This is a genomic window from Arthrobacter sp. NPDC058127, assembly GCF_042884555.1.
In the GTDB taxonomy this organism is placed as follows: Bacteria; Actinomycetota; Actinomycetes; order Actinomycetales; family Micrococcaceae; genus Arthrobacter.
In genome coordinates this window covers 341,832-356,190 of sequence record NZ_JBHVTT010000002.1, presented here as the reverse complement: position 1 = coordinate 356,190, position 14,359 = coordinate 341,832, and the positions used below count along the sequence as shown (strand labels likewise).

Below are 14,359 nucleotides of genomic sequence, written 5' to 3'. Positions count from 1 at the left end.
CCTGCCTGAGCTTGCGAAGGCTGGGAGCCGGTGGGGACTTGCGAGGCGAGGGAGGCGGTGGGGACCAGTTGGGTCAGGGGTAGGGCAGGGGGAGGGGCCTAGACGATCCAGGCCGTCGTGTTCGCCGGGAGCTTGCCGCCGTCGAGCGGTGCGCTGCTCACGACGACGGTGCCTTCCGGAAGTGCCACCGGCTCGGTGCCGAAGTTCGTCACCGATTGCCAGCCGTTGGGCCGCGCGAAGTGCAGCACCGACTCGTTGCTGGAGGGGATCCACTCAAGATCCTCGGCCGCCCGCAGTTCCGAGCGCAGTTCCAGGGCCTTGCGGTACAGCTCCAGAGTGGAACCGGGAACGTTGTCCTGTGCCTCCACTGCGTAGCCCGCGAACCATTCAGGCTGCGGCAAGTGGGCATGTCCATCGCCGAAGCCGAACGACGAACCTTCGCTGGTCCACGGCAGCGGGACACGGCAACCGTCACGGCCGACGTCGACTCCCGGGTTGCGGAAGAACGCCGGGTCCTGGCGCTGGCCGTCCACGATGTCGCCGACTTCCTGCAGGCCAAGTTCTTCGCCTTGGTACAGGTATGCAGAACCGGGCAGGGCGAACATCAGCAGCGACGCGGCGCGGGCACGGCCCAAGCCGAGCTCGGCGTCGACGTCGGCGGCCGAACCGCCGTCGAGCAGCCATTGCTTGCCGTCCTGGCCCAAGCCGTCCCGGCCGCCGCCCGCGGGCAAGCCGTAGCGGGTGGCGTGCCGAACGACGTCGTGGTTGGAGAAGACCCACGTGGACGAAGCACCGGAGGCCGCAGCCTCGCCGAGGTTCTTGGTGATGATCGTGCGGAACTGCCCGGCGTCGAAATCGGCCTGGAGGAGGTCGAAGTTGAAGGCCTGGCCCAGTCCTTCGGGGCTGGCGTAGCGGGCGCGGCGGTCCGCGTGGACCCAGGCTTCGGCGACGGCCGTCCGGGGCGGGTTGTACTCGTTGAAGACCTTGCGCCACTCGGCGTAGATCTCGTGCACCTCGTCGCGGTCCCAGAACGGGTGCGCGCCCAAAGCGTTTTCGCCTTCCTTGGGCAACTCGGTCTTGGAGGGCAGAACCTCCGGCAGGTCCTTCGTGAGGGCATGGGCGACGTCGATGCGGAAGCCGTCCACGCCGCGATCGGACCAGAAGCGCAGGGTCTTCAGGAAGTCTTCGCGGACCTCGGGGTTGTCCCAGTTGAAGTCCGGCTGCTCCTTGGTGAAGATGTGCATGTACCACTGCCCGGGGGTGCCGTCCGGTTCGGTGATCCGCTCCCAGGCCGGGCCACCGAAGATCGAGTCCCAGTCGGCCGGGGGCAGTTCGCCGTTCTCGCCCAGGCCGTCGCGGAAGATGTAGCGTTCACGGGCAGCCGAGCCCTTCGGGGAAGCCAGCGCCTCCTTGAACCATTCGTGCCGGTCCGAGGAGTGGTTCGGGACAATGTCCGCGATCAACTTGATGCCTGCAGCGTGCAGGGCAGCCGCCATCTCATCGAAGTCTGCAAGGGTGCCCAGTTTGGGGTCCACGTTGCGGTAGTCATCGACGTCGTAGCCACCGTCAGCAAGGGCCGAGGGGTAGAACGGGCTCAACCAGACGGCGTCAATGCCGAGGGACTTCAAGTACGGAACCTTGGCGGTAATGCCCTTGATGTCGCCCAGTCCGTCGCCGTTCGCATCGGAGAAGCTGCGCGGGTAGATCTGGTAGACAGCCGCTTGGCGCCACCAGTTGGGATCGGCCATGCGCTCGGAGTCGGTGTGAGTTGCCATGGTGGCGGTGGAGGACAAAGGGAATCCTGTTCTGTGTCGACGCTTCGATGGATGGGACTTTTATTTAGAATCTAAATTTAGTACCTCAAGTATTATGTGACGCATACCTACAGGAGGTCAACAGGGATGCCCGAAATCGCGACTGCCACTCCACAGATGCTGCGCCGGGTCAATGCGGCCAGCGTGCTCGCAGTCATCCGTTCCTCCGACGCAGTGACCGTCTCGGAGCTGATGGAAGCCACTGGACTGACCCGTGCCACCACCATTTCGGTGTGCGAAGACCTCATGGCCCGGGGCTGGATCCGCGAACTGGAAAACCAGCGCGACTTCGGCACGTACCAGAAGGGCCGTCCCGCCCGGCGCTTCGAGCTCGACGAAAGCGCCGGCTGCGTCTTGGGGATCGACGTCGGCGTCCTCAAGACCACCGTGGTGGTGGCCGATCTGCGCGGTTCAACCATTGGACGGGCCAGCGAGCCATTCCGCGGCAGGGAGATCGAAGCGGAGGAACGGATCCGTGTTATCAGCCAAACCGCGCTGCTCGCCCTCGATGCTGCCGGAGTGGTACCGGACAAAGTCCTTGCGGTGACGACCGGGCTTGCCGCCCCGGTGGGCCGCGACGGAAACATCCTCGTCAGCCAGCCGTTTTGGAGCCTGTTCGACGTCGGGCTGAAGAAGGCCCTGCACGATCTGCACGGATGGGCGGTAATGCTGGAGAACGATGCCAACTTGGCGGCGTTGGGCGAATGTTGGCGCGGCGCCGGCGGCGGCGTCCAGGACCTAGCCGTACTCCTGGCCGGTGAGCGTTTCGGTGCGGGCCTGGTGGAATCCGGCAGGCTGCTGCACGGCGCTGCCGGGGGCGCGGGCGAAATGGCCTACCTGGACATGGTGGAAGGTGTGGGCTCTCCCGACGGCCTCGCCGCGCTCGCCAGGTTGTGGGCAGCGGAGGCCCTGGCGGGAGAGTCGAAAACGACGCTGCGCACGGCGGCGGCGCCGGGCCGCGAGGTCTCCGCGCAACACGTCTTCGCCGCTGCTGCCCAGGGTGACAAGGTGGCGCTGGGTATCCTGGACCGGCTTTCGGACCGGCTGGCCCGGGTGGTCTCCACGTTGGCCATCCTGCTCAACCCGGAGCTTGTGGTGATCGGCGGGGCGGTGGCAGATTCGGCGTCGGCCCTCCTTGAGCCGACCGCGCGGAAGCTGGCTGCCTACACCGCCACTCCCCCGCGGCTGGCAGCGTCACCGCTGGGCGATGCGATTGTGGGCATCGGCGCGGTGCGCCACGCACTGGACCACGTGGAGAAGAACTCCTTGGATCTGGTGTTGCGGCGCGCCTAGGCCTTCGGTGTCTCGTCCGGCCGGTTCCTACCGGTGCCGGCGGCTATTCCGGCATCGCCATCGTGCGGAGGTCCAACTGGCGCAGGACCCGGTCGGCGACCTCAGGATCAGTGCCAGGCTCGCTCCGCGCAGCGACCACTTCCTGGCGGGCGGCGTCGAGGGCGATGGTCTGGACCGCGATCGCCAACTCCCGGCCGCGCTGGCGCTTTTCGGCGTCCGACTCGTTCTTCAAGGTCCCGTCAAGCAGCTCGGCATGCAGGCGGGTCATCTTTTCCTTGACGAGGGCCACCTTGTCCGCCGGCAACTCCTTCATCAGATCGTGTTCCTTGAGCGCGGAGATAGCGGCGGTCTGGGCACGCTTGGCCAAGAGCCGCGCAGCGTCCTTTTCGTGCGAGCCGTCTTCGGATGCCTTGAGCACGCGCATGAGCCAGGGAAGGGTCAGCCCCGGCAGCACCAGGGTGGCGAGCAGTACGGCGCAGGCGGTGACCAGGATCTCGTGCCGGGCAGGGAAGTCGCTGCCGTCCGCAATAGTAAGCGGAAGGGCCAAGGCGAGTGCGAGAGTCGCGAGGCCGCGCATGCCGCACCAGGTCAGGATCAGGACTTCCTTGGGAGAGGTCGGCTGCAGCAGGTTCTTCCGCTTGCGGGCCGAGATCGCCAAAAGCCCGAGCCAAGCGAAGCGGACAACAAATACCAGCACGCAGACCACCGCCGCCGTGCCGATCATGCCAAAAATGGCTGCACCTTCGTCCCGGATCACATGCCGGATCTCCAGCCCCACCAACCCGAACGCCAGGCCCGTGGCGAGGAGTTCCACCACGTCCCAGAAGGCCGTGCGGGTCACGCGCTCGGCGGCGTCCTGGGACCGCGCGTGCCGCTGTGTCTCAAGCGCGGTGACGACGACGGCGATCACCCCCGAAGCGTGCAGTTCTTCGGCCAGGATGTATGCAGCGAAGGGAATCACCAGGGTCACGGCACTTCGGGCCACCATGGAGGTGACGAGCTTGGTGATCAGCCTTGTCAACCAGCCCATCGCGATGCCGACAATGACGGCGAGGGCCGCGCCGATGACGAATTGGAGCACGACGCCTGCGCCCAGCTTGGTGCCGGCGACCGTGGCCGCCACCGCGGCCTGGAAGATCACGATCGCGGCGGCATCGTTGAACAAGCCTTCGCTCTGCAGCACAGTGATGAGCCTGCGGGGCATGTGGACGCGGCCCGCGACGGATTCAACCGCCACGGGGTCCGGCGGAGCCACCATGGCACCCAGTGCAATTGCCGCCGGAATGCCGATTCCTGGAATCATGAGCCACGCGGCTCCGGCAACGGCCGCCGTTGAGACCACAACGAGCGCTACAGCCATGAGCACAAGCGTCCGCCACCGGACCCGGAACACCGCCCAGGAACTCTTCTGGGCGGTCGCAAAGAGCAACGGCGGGAGGAAGATCGGCAGGATCAGTTCAGGCGCGAGCTCAAAGTCCGGGAACCCCGGGATGAAGGTCATCGCCGCAGCCAGCAACAGCATCAGCACCGGGTACGGGAGCCGCAAGCGATCCCCCAAACCCACGGCCAAGACCGTTGCAAGCAGCAATCCAACAATGAGTGCCAACTGGTCCATGTTCCCGAATTCCCCATACTCCCGTGGGCCCACGCCGCCAGGGTTCCCTGGCCGAGCTCGCGAGGCGAGGGTGGCGGTGGGGACTAGTAGCGGCAGCGTCCCGGGCATATACCGCCGGGACTAGCCCTACCAACATATCCCGGCCGGGCGCGGCCCCGGCCCGGTTTGATGCAGCTATGACGCCGTGAGGGCCTCCACCACAGGCACCGACCCGTCCCTGAACTCGATGGTGCGGCGGATAGTCTCGGGCAGTTCCAGGACGGCGGCAGCCACCAAGGCAACATTGGCCCGCGAAGTTTCCGTCCCGGTACCCGGGTCCGCGGGGCTTACCTCAATGAGCGCAGACCCCGGATTGCTGGTCAGTGCGCCCGGGCCGAGAATCGTCCAGTCGAGATCGGTTGCACGCAGGTACTCGTCCGCCGCGGCTTTGGCTTCCGCGTAGGCGTAGAAGCTGTTGCCTTCGGGAACGCCGTGGCTGGGTCCGGCACCGAAGTAGGACACCATCACATAGCGGGCAACGCCCGTTTGCGCCGCTGCATCCATCGAGCGGATGGCAGCGTCCCTGTCCACGGCATACGTACGTTGCGGATTGCCTCCGCCTGCGCCGGCGGACCACACCACAGCGTTGTGGCCGTCGAGCGCAGAGGCGATCTCCGCCGTCGTCGAATTCTCGACGTCGAGTACTACTGGGGCCGCGCCCGTCACTGTGACGTCGGGCGCGTGTTCCGGATTGCGGATGAACGAAGTGACCGCGTGGCCCTCGTTGCTCAGAATGCGGGACAGTTGCAAGGCCACCTTGCCGTGGCCGCCGATGATTGCGATTCGACTCATGGACCCATTCTGTCGCAGTGGTCAAGCCCTCCCCACGACGGTGGATACATTTCGAAAAGTAATCCCTCAGCATTTCCGGAACGCGTTGGCGAATTCGGCAATTCTTCGGATAAATATGACTTGTAATTACTAAGCAGGCTTAGTTTATGGACAATCATGTTCCCGCCCGCGGGCTGGCGGTCCCGGTTCTGCGGGCACCCTCCCGCCAGCGAAGGAGACGTGCGAGTGTTTGGCGGACGGCTGGAAACAAAAGCAAGTGGCACCCACTCGTGTGGAGTGATTTCCATATTTCTACACTCAAATCACCTGCAGCAGGAAAAGGAATGCCTCGTTCATAAATCTCATTGATGGATTTATCCAAATAGCCGGGTTTCAACCCGGTGAAGGATTTTATCCGAAATGGGCGGAATTGAGGCCTTCCTCAGTGCTGCGCATTTAAGCAAAAGGGTCTCAACACGCGCCATCCCCTGCGCCTGCGTATCACTTCCAGGACCAGCCAACCGACCGGTCCCAGAACGATGAATTACGGGGATCTGACATGTATCAGCAGGAGTACAGGCACAGCGGGATCGGTGGAGGCAGCGTCTTCGCCCTGATCTCCGCGGGGGGAAGGACACTCACCAGGTACAAGGCATCAATAGCCACCTGGGCAATTGTGGCCATGGTCGCCGTTTCGGCGGTGACGATGCACAACTACGCACAAGTGCTCGCGCCGGCAGGGACGAGCACCGCAATCGCCCCGCGCGTCGGCTCGGGAGCCGGGATCTCCGCACCTTCGCCGGCCGCTGCCAGTCCGACGCCGGTTGAAAGTCCCGCCCCGTCAGCCACGCATGCGCCAGCACAGGCACAGCCACCGGCCGCCGTCGTCCCGCCAGCGCCCGCTGCGGCGCCGGCCGCAGTCGCAGCTCCACCCGCTCCGGCTCCTGCGCCTGACACCAACGCCTACACGGTGGTCAGCGGCGACACTGTTGGATCGATAGCCGCCAGGTTCGGCGTCGACGTCAACGCAATGCTGGCAGCCAACGGGCTCAGCGCATATTCCGTCATCGTGCCCGGCCAGGTGCTGAAGCTGACAGGACCGCCTGTTGCCGCACCCGCAGCCCCGGCAGACCCCCCGGCTCCCGCACCAGCCCCGGCTCCTGCGCCTGCTCCCGCCCCGGCTTCGGCGGTGCGGACAATCTACGTTGCGGGTTCAGGCGGCCAGGCCGCTGTGGACAGTTGCATCGGCCCGATCCACTTCACCCCCACGGACGCCTACTCGCTGTTCATTACCGAACATGATTTCTGCGGTGGATGGGCACGGTTCTCGGGCATCGGCGTCGGCGAGACGGTAAGCATCCCCGGTTACGGCACGTACACCGTGACAGCACGCGGCCAGGTGCCCCAAGGCGGGACCACCAACAACGTCGCAGCGGTCTTCGGCGGCTTTCCACGGGCGATACTGCAGACGTGCATCCCGGGCACCAACCAGATGCTGGTGATCGCACTGAACTAAGGCCGGTCCCGGCGGCGAGGCTTGTGGGCACGTCCATCCCGACCCTCTTTGAATCCGAGGAGGCCTCCCCCGCGGCGTGTCGCCGGCGTGTTGCACGGCATCGCTTTTCAAAGAAGGTCAGGACGGGAGGCCACCGGGCTCCCCACCAGGCCTCGCCCAATAACCTCGACTTTGGGAGACTGGATCAAGACCTGAGAACGGGGCGAACTTGGACGGACAACAATGGATCTGGGTTGCGACGGTGCTGGTCGTCGCCGCGATAGTAGCCATGGTCATGGCCTTTGGACGCCGGTGACAGTCACCGGTTGATCGCAAACGCGTCCCGGACCTGGCCCTTCTGGACAGGCGCACCGGCATCGCGGCTCGGTTGTGACAGCTCGGGGCGCAACAACTTCGTGTACTTCCGCTTCTTGTGCCACAGCACGAGCAGGTGGAATGAACACATCAGCACAACGGTGATGCCAACGAAGACCACAAGGTCAAAGAGATAGCGGCCAAAATCCACGAGCAGGGATGCCTTTCGGTCCGGACAACCACCTGATCGTAACTGGAGATAGCCCGCAGACGAAACGGTCCCGATACAGGGTGAACCTCAAGGAAACACCAAGAAAAGATCAAGATTCGCTTAAGACTCCGAGAAGCGCCGCCACCCGAGGATTGGGGGACACCCAAGTGGCGGCGCCTCTAAAAACTATCGGCAGCTCGCGGGCGCTCTCAGCTTTTCGGGAGGATCTTTACGAAATCTTTACGGAAAGTGCACAGCAGGCTTGCGGGTGGCGATCAGGACCAGGGGAAGACTTGGCTTGCCGGCGGAAGGGCGGCTTCTTCGATCGGCATCCGGATCGCCGCGGCCATTCCCGGAAACGAAAAAATCCCCGCCGTAGCGGGGATTTTCTTGGTAGCGGTGGGGAGGCTCGATCTCCCGACCTCACGATTATGAGTCGTGCGCTCTAACCAACTGAGCTACACCGCCACGAATGAGAAAAACCTGCGTCAAGCCGGTCAAAAACCGCCTTGACACAGGCCCTCATTCAGAGCCCCCCACCGGAATCGATCCGGTGACCTCGTTCTTACCAAGAACGCGCTCTACCACTGAGCTAGGGGGGCAACGAGTAAATACTCTACCGGACGATTTCTCAGGCAACAAATCGGCTGCGGGACAGGGAAAAACCGCGCCGACACAATTTGCACCCGCACCCGATCCTTGATCCAAAAAGGGGCTGAAACTAGGGCAGACGGAGTACTTGGCCCGGGTAGATGTGGTCCGGGTTGGGTACGGTATCTGTGTTCACGGCGATCAGGGCATCCAAGTCCACGCCGAACTGCATGGCGATGCCGCTCAGGGTATCGTCTGCCTCCACGACGACTTCGGTGACCTGCCCTGCGCTGGCGGCGGCAGCACCGGCGTCGGAGGCTACGGGGCCAGACGCTGCGGGGCCAGACGCTGCGAGAGCTCCCGCTTCCGCTGAAGGCTCCGGCCCGGACCTTTGGACCGTCTCCCCCGTTGACGCTTCAACGGCCTCCTGCGGGGTCTCCGAAGCCCGTTCAGCCGCCTTCTGCCCGGCCTTGTCGAAGCCGAGGTTCTTCTTCAACCCATCGAGGAATCCCATGAACCTAGCTTTCCACAGCCGTGCCTGCATCGTCCTCCCCATGTTTGGTCTGGGAAAGCGTTTACGACACGGCGGGTCGGTCATTCTTGAACCTCCGGGCCGGCAAACATGGGGAAAACGGTACAGCCGAGCGTGCTCCGAAGGTGGGCCGGCGTTAGACCCGGGTCACCGTTAAACAGCCAGAGGCCGGCTCGAAAGCCGGCCTCTGACGAGAATCCCAGGAACTAGTCCTGTTTACCACTTGCCCTTGCGGTTGAAATCGCGGTTGCCTGCGTCGCCGCCAGTGCGCGGCTTGCGAGCGCCGCGGTCGCCGTAGCTGCCCGTCCCGGTACCGGCACTGCTGCGCTCGCTGTAGGAACGGCCGCCGCGGTCAGCGGAAGAACGCTCGCCACCGGAGTAACCGCCACGGTCGCCTTCCGTCTTACGGAACTCCTTTTTGAAGCCACCGTTGCCCTTGAAGTTTCCGCCACGGTCTCCACCGGAGTAGCCACCGCGATCCCCGCCGCGGCTGCCACCGGAGTAACCGCCACGCTCGCCGCCGCGGTCAGAGGCCGGCTTGCGACCGTTGTCCAGCTCAAGGTGAATCAGCTCGCCGCCGATCCGGGTGCGGGAAAGGGCACGCAGTTGCTCGGGGCTCAGGTCCGCCGGGAGCTCCACCAGGGAGTGGTCCGAGCGGATGTCGATGCCGCCGATCTGTGCCGAGGAGATGCCGCCTTCGTTGGCAATGGCGCCAACGATCGAACCCGGCATGACGCGCTGACGGCGTCCGACGGCGATCCGGTAGGTGGCGTTGCCCTCGGTCAGGGCGCGGGTCGGGCCACGGGAACCGAAGCCGTCCTTGGAGCGCTCGCGCTTCTGGAATTCCGGTGCGGCCGGCAGTTCCTTGACCAGGAGCGGCTGGCCGCCCTGTGCCATGACTGCCAGTGCAGCTGCGATCTCCGAAGCCGGAACGTTGTGCTCTTCTTCGTAGGAGGAGATCAAGTCACGGAACGCTGCAACATCCTCGGACTCGAGGGTCTCCGTGATCTTGTCCGCGAACTTGCCCAAGCGCAAGGTGTTGACCGTCTCGGCGGTGGGCAGGTGCATCTGCTCAACCGGCTGGCGGGTGGCCTTCTCGATCGAACGCAGCAGGTACTTCTCCCGCGGCGTCATGAAGAGGATGGCGTCGCCGCTGCGGCCTGCACGGCCGGTACGGCCGATGCGGTGGACGTAGGACTCGGTGTCGTGCGGGATGTCGTAGTTGACCACGTGGCTGATGCGCTCAACGTCAAGGCCACGGGCCGCGACGTCGGTGGCGACCAGGATGTCGATGCGGCCTTCCTTCAGCGCGTCGACAGTCCGTTCGCGCTGCTGCTGCGGAATGTCACCGTTGATGGCGGCAGCCTGGAAGCCGCGGGACTTCAGCTTGTCAGCGAGGTCCTCGGTTGCCATCTTGGTGCGCACGAAGGCGATAACGCCGTCGAACTCTTCCACCTCGAGGATGCGGGTCAGCGCGTCGAGCTTGTGCGGGCCCATGACCTGCAGGTACCGCTGGCGGGTGTTGGCGCCGGTGGTGGTCTTGGACTTGACCGAGATCTCGGCAGGGTTGTTGAGGTACTGCTTGGACATGCGGCGGATCTGGCCCGGCATCGTGGCAGAGAACAGCGCAACCTGGCGGTCTTCCGGGGTCTGCTGGAAAATCTGCTCAACGTCCTCGGCGAAGCCCATGCGGAGCATCTCGTCGGCTTCGTCCAGGACGAGGTACTGCAGCTCGGACAGGTCCAGGGATCCCTTGGAGATGTGGTCGATGACGCGGCCCGGGGTACCGACAACAACCTGTGCACCGCGGCGCAGGCCAGCAAGCTGCGGGCCGTAGGCGGAGCCACCGTAAACGGGGAGGACCGTGAAGTCATCGATGTGCTTGGCGTACGAGGTGAAGGCCTCGGCAACCTGGAGTGCAAGCTCGCGGGTCGGAGCAAGAACCAGGGCCTGGGTCTTGCGGGACGGGCCGTTGAGGTCGTGGAGTTCGGCCAGGCGGGACAGTGCCGGTACTGCGAATGCTGCAGTCTTACCGGTACCGGTCTGGGCCAGGCCTACGACGTCGCGGCCTTCGAGCAACAGCGGAATGGTTGCTGCCTGGATGGGAGACGGCTTCTCGTAGCCGACGTCCTGCAGGGCCGCAAGGACGCGGGGGTCGATTCCGAGGTCGACGAAGCGGATGCCCTCTTCCTCGTCTTCGACGGGTGATTCGGCCTGAGCCGCAGCCGGGGCCGGGGCCTCAACGGAAGTCTCAGCGGGTGCCTCAACAGAGGCAGGAACCTCGGCGGGCGCCGCAGCCTCGATGAACTCAGCGGCGGGTGCGGTTTCGGCGACCTCGACGGCGGTCTCTGCTGCTTCGGCAGACTCGGCGGCGAAAGGGTCGTTCAGGTTTTCGGGCATAGGGGAAAGTTTCCTCATCCATAGGGGGCCAGTCGGCGCGGCCCGGTTGGGCTTGGCCGCAGTACACGTTGCGGGCAGAAGAACCAGGAGGCTCTGGTGCTCGCAAGAAGTCCGGCGCTGTCGCAATCCCATGGCAGGACTTCCCGCTGCATCTCTTGGCTGCTATCTCAGCAGTCTGTACAGCGTTTTCTTCGCCCGGCTCTCCCTATGAAACTGCCCACACACATTTGCGGGCCCCAACACTGACCAGTCCTGCCTCAAGAATTGGGCAGGAAAAAGGGATTTCCGGAGTGGGGGATATTTCAATTGTAGGGCACAGATTAGTCCCCTCGCGACATTACTGTCGACGGCGGCGGTGAGCTTGCGCACAAACGCGCCCTGAGCGCCCTCAAGACCGCCACCAGGACGGCCGTTCGAAGGCGGCCTTCAGGCGTCCACCCCGTTGCGGCGCATGAGCTTTTCGAAGGTGTCGTGGTAGTCGGACTGCAGGAGAACTTCTCCGTCCGCCTCGGCGTCGAGCAGCAATTGCATGTCATCGAGGTTGGGGTTGCTGAACCACTGCCCCACCGTAATGCCGTGTTTCGGCACAAACAGTTTGTGGATGTAGTCACCGGCCGAAATGGAGCCGGTCTTCACCACGCGCAGGTAGGTGCCGACCCGCCCTGCTTCCGTGAAGCGCTTGACCCACTGTGGTTCATTCATCCGGCGCTGGAACGTTGCGCACGGCACGCGCGGGGATGTGACTTCGACTTCGACGTCCAGGCCGATCTTCCACCGTTCTCCGATCACGGCGCCGCTGGTCTCGATGCCGGCAACGCGGAGGTTCTCCCCGAAGATCCCGGCGGGCATGTCCCGCTGGAGTTCATTCGCCCAGAAATCGGCATCGGCCTGGGAGTACGCGTAGAGCGCTTGGTCCTCGCCGCCGTGGTGGATCCGGCTAGCCTGGATGTCTCCGTGGATTCCGAGCTTGTGGACCTTCACCGGCCCGTCAACGGGGCGCTTGTCAATGGCCGTCACTCCTACCGACCCTTCGGGATCGGGCAGGAGCTCGTGTACCCGGCAAACAGCAAGCAACGATGCGGTATCCATGACTACAGTCTACGTACGCAGCTACGGATCGAAGCGATATCCCATGCCGGCCTCGGTGTGAAGGTGGCGCGGCTGTGCGGGGTCGCGTTCGAGCTTGCGCCGGAGCTGGGCAATATAGACACGCAGGTACTGGGTCTCCTTGGCGTAGGCCTGTCCCCAGACCTGGGTGAGGATCTGCTGCTGGCTGACCAGCCGTCCGGCGTTGCGCACCAGCAATTCCAGGATGTTCCATTCCGTGGGCGTCAGCCGCACTTCCGCGCCTTCTTTGGTGATCTTCTTTCCGGCCAAGTCAACCAGGAAGTCGGCGGTCTGGAGCGTCGGCGCTTCATGCCGGGGCGCTGCCCGCCGCGAGGCTGCACGGAGCCTGGCCAGGAGTTCGTCCAAGCCGAAAGGCTTGGTCACGTAGTCGTCCGCTCCGGCGTCGAGGGCCTCTACTTTGTCTTCCGAACCGTGCCGGGCGGACAACACGATAATCGGCATGCTGCTCCAGCCGCGGATTCCCTTGATCACATCCACGCCATCCATGTCCGGCAGTCCGAGATCGAGCACCACGATGTCCACGGGCTGCTGGGCCGCCGCCTTGAGGGCGTCTGCGCCGTTGCCGACGCTGATAGCGCGGTAGCCGTGGGCATGGAGGTTGATCTGCATTGCCCGGGCGATCTGGGCTTCGTCCTCCACGATCAGCACGAGGCTCATGGCCGCCCTCCTGTCCACAGAGGGAGTGTGACCACCATGGTCAGCCCGCCTCCCGGCGTCGCCTCAGCCATGAGCGTACCGCCCATGGCTTCGGTGAATCCCTTGGCGACAGCGAGTCCCAGGCCGATTCCACTGCGCCCGTCCCGGCTGGATGGAGAATCATCGAGTCGTTGGAAAGGCTGGAAAAGCTCCAGTACGGCCGCGGGTGCGATCCCCGAACCATGGTCCATCACCCGCAGTTCGCTCGCCGGCCGACCTTCCACCGTGATACCCGCACCGGTCCGCGCCACGAGCACAACATCGGAATCGGGCGCGTATTTCACTGCGTTCTCCACGAGGTTCGCGACGACGCGTTCCAGCATCCCGGCGTCGGCCTCTATATACGGGAGGTTGGCCGGCAGCTCGTTGCGGATGCGCTCCTCCGGCACGCCGCGCAAAGCCTCCGGCAGGATCTGGTGCCAGCCCAGTCCGCGCAACAGCGGGTTCACGGCATCCGCGGTGATACGCGACATGTCCAGCAAGTTATCCACCAAGTGATCCAAGCGGTCCGCGTAGTCCTCGATGGTGGCCAATAGTTCGCGCTCGTCTTCGGGGGCGAAGGTCACGTCTTCCTGGCGCAGGCTGCTGACGGCAAGCTTGATGCCCGCCAGAGGAGTGCGGAGATCATGGGAGACGGCGCGCAGGATGGAGGTCCGCATTTTGTTGCCTTCCGCCAACCGCGCGTTGTCCCGCCTGCTCTTGACCAACTGCTGCCGCTCCCGCACTGCCACCACGAAGGCACCGAACGCGGCGAGCATGCGGCGATGCTGTTCGGAAAGGGGCCCGCCGCGGAGCAGGAGGGTGTAGTTGCGATCGACGACGGCGGCATGGTCGGCGGCCGCATGGGTCACCGGCGGTTGAATCCCGGAGCTTGCAAGGACCTGCCAGCCGGGGACGGGGGCGTCGGGAGAGTCAAACGTGGAGAGCAGCGTCACTGCGTCCATCCCGAGGTTGACACGGATCTTGTCCAGGAAAGACTCGAGGCTGCCGTCCGAGCTCAGGATACGGAGGGCCAATTCGCTGAGGGCTTTTGCCTCGGCGCCGGAATGCGCGGCTTCCTGGGCCCGTCGGGTCGCCAAACCGACGGCGAGCGCCACGCCGCACGCCACAGCGAGGAAGATGACCAGGGTGAAAAGCGTGGCGGGATCCGCGATGGACAGGGAGCCCACCGGATCGGCCGAAAAGTAGTTCAAGAGCATGCTGCCCAGGACGGCCGACACCACAGCCGGCCACAAACCCCCGATTGCGGCAACCGCTGCCGAGACGGCCAACTGGAAGAGCATGATCATGGCGAAGTTCCGGTACTGCAGCACCGATACCAGGACTTCGATGGCGACGGGCAGCAGCAGTGCCAGGACCAGGCCCGCCAGAATTCGGCGTCGTCCAATCCCCTTGACTGCCGGTAGCGGCAGTCCTATTGCGTTCACGTCCGCCGCGGCCATGGCTCAATTCTGGCACG

Annotated in this window: 11 protein-coding genes and 2 tRNA genes; 2 read left to right on the top strand and 11 right to left on the bottom strand. The window is 64.6% G+C overall.

Features of this window, described 5'->3' with window-relative positions:
* Positions 1–98: 98 nt before the first annotated feature.
* Positions 99–1,793, bottom strand: coding sequence for a glycoside hydrolase family 13 protein (locus tag ACFVTG_RS05000; protein WP_390278628.1), 1,695 nt, complete (start codon positions 1,791–1,793; stop codon positions 99–101).
* Positions 1,794–1,901: 108 nt separating this feature from the next.
* Here ACFVTG_RS05000 and ACFVTG_RS04995 point away from each other — a divergent pair, with 108 nt between their 5' ends.
* The gene (locus ACFVTG_RS04995) at positions 1,902–3,107 is read left to right on the top strand and encodes an ROK family transcriptional regulator (protein WP_390278626.1); all 1,206 of its coding nucleotides are present in this window, start codon (positions 1,902–1,904) and stop codon (positions 3,105–3,107) included.
* Between the two features lie 43 nt (positions 3,108–3,150).
* On the opposite strand, the gene ACFVTG_RS04990 is transcribed toward ACFVTG_RS04995, so the two are convergent.
* Both ACFVTG_RS04990 and ACFVTG_RS04985 read right to left on the bottom strand, forming a co-directional pair.
* Positions 3,151–4,722: a Na+/H+ antiporter gene (locus ACFVTG_RS04990; protein WP_390278624.1), complete on the bottom strand. Its 1,572-nt coding sequence runs from the start codon at positions 4,720–4,722 to the stop codon at positions 3,151–3,153.
* A 174-nt stretch (positions 4,723–4,896) separates the two neighbouring features.
* Complete coding sequence (locus tag ACFVTG_RS04985) at positions 4,897–5,553, bottom strand: NAD(P)H-binding protein (protein WP_284753356.1); 657 nt, start codon at positions 5,551–5,553, stop codon at positions 4,897–4,899.
* Between the two features lie 538 nt (positions 5,554–6,091).
* Here ACFVTG_RS04985 and ACFVTG_RS04980 point away from each other — a divergent pair.
* A complete protein-coding gene (locus ACFVTG_RS04980) occupies positions 6,092–7,048 on the top strand; it encodes a LysM peptidoglycan-binding domain-containing protein (protein WP_390278621.1) in 957 nt (318 codons plus the stop codon).
* Positions 7,049–7,346: 298 nt separating this feature from the next.
* Here ACFVTG_RS04980 and ACFVTG_RS04975 read toward each other — a convergent pair whose 3' ends face one another.
* From ACFVTG_RS04975 to ACFVTG_RS04940, 8 genes are all read right to left on the bottom strand, one after another.
* Positions 7,347–7,553, bottom strand: coding sequence for a hypothetical protein (locus ACFVTG_RS04975; RefSeq protein ID WP_390278618.1), 207 nt, complete (start codon positions 7,551–7,553; stop codon positions 7,347–7,349).
* A gap of 391 nt (positions 7,554–7,944) precedes the next feature.
* Positions 7,945–8,021: transfer RNA gene (locus ACFVTG_RS04970), tRNA-Met, on the bottom strand.
* Between the two features lie 62 nt (positions 8,022–8,083).
* Positions 8,084–8,155 (bottom strand) — tRNA-Thr (locus ACFVTG_RS04965).
* A 119-nt stretch (positions 8,156–8,274) separates the two neighbouring features.
* Complete coding sequence (locus ACFVTG_RS04960; RefSeq protein WP_390278616.1) at positions 8,275–8,658, bottom strand: LysM peptidoglycan-binding domain-containing protein; 384 nt, start codon at positions 8,656–8,658, stop codon at positions 8,275–8,277.
* 234 nt (positions 8,659–8,892) lie between these two features.
* Positions 8,893–11,076, bottom strand: coding sequence for a DEAD/DEAH box helicase (locus ACFVTG_RS04955; RefSeq protein WP_284753352.1), 2,184 nt, complete (start codon positions 11,074–11,076; stop codon positions 8,893–8,895).
* A gap of 426 nt (positions 11,077–11,502) precedes the next feature.
* Positions 11,503–12,165: an MOSC domain-containing protein gene (locus ACFVTG_RS04950; protein WP_284753351.1), complete on the bottom strand. Its 663-nt coding sequence runs from the start codon at positions 12,163–12,165 to the stop codon at positions 11,503–11,505.
* A 21-nt stretch (positions 12,166–12,186) separates the two neighbouring features.
* Positions 12,187–12,861: a response regulator gene (locus tag ACFVTG_RS04945; RefSeq protein ID WP_390278613.1), complete on the bottom strand. Its 675-nt coding sequence runs from the start codon at positions 12,859–12,861 to the stop codon at positions 12,187–12,189.
* Positions 12,858–14,342, bottom strand: a complete 1,485-nt coding sequence (locus ACFVTG_RS04940) for an ATP-binding protein (protein WP_284753350.1) — start codon at positions 14,340–14,342, stop codon at positions 12,858–12,860. Before ACFVTG_RS04940 ends, ACFVTG_RS04945 begins: the two co-directional genes overlap by 4 nt.
* Between the last annotated feature and the right edge of the window lie 17 nt (positions 14,343–14,359).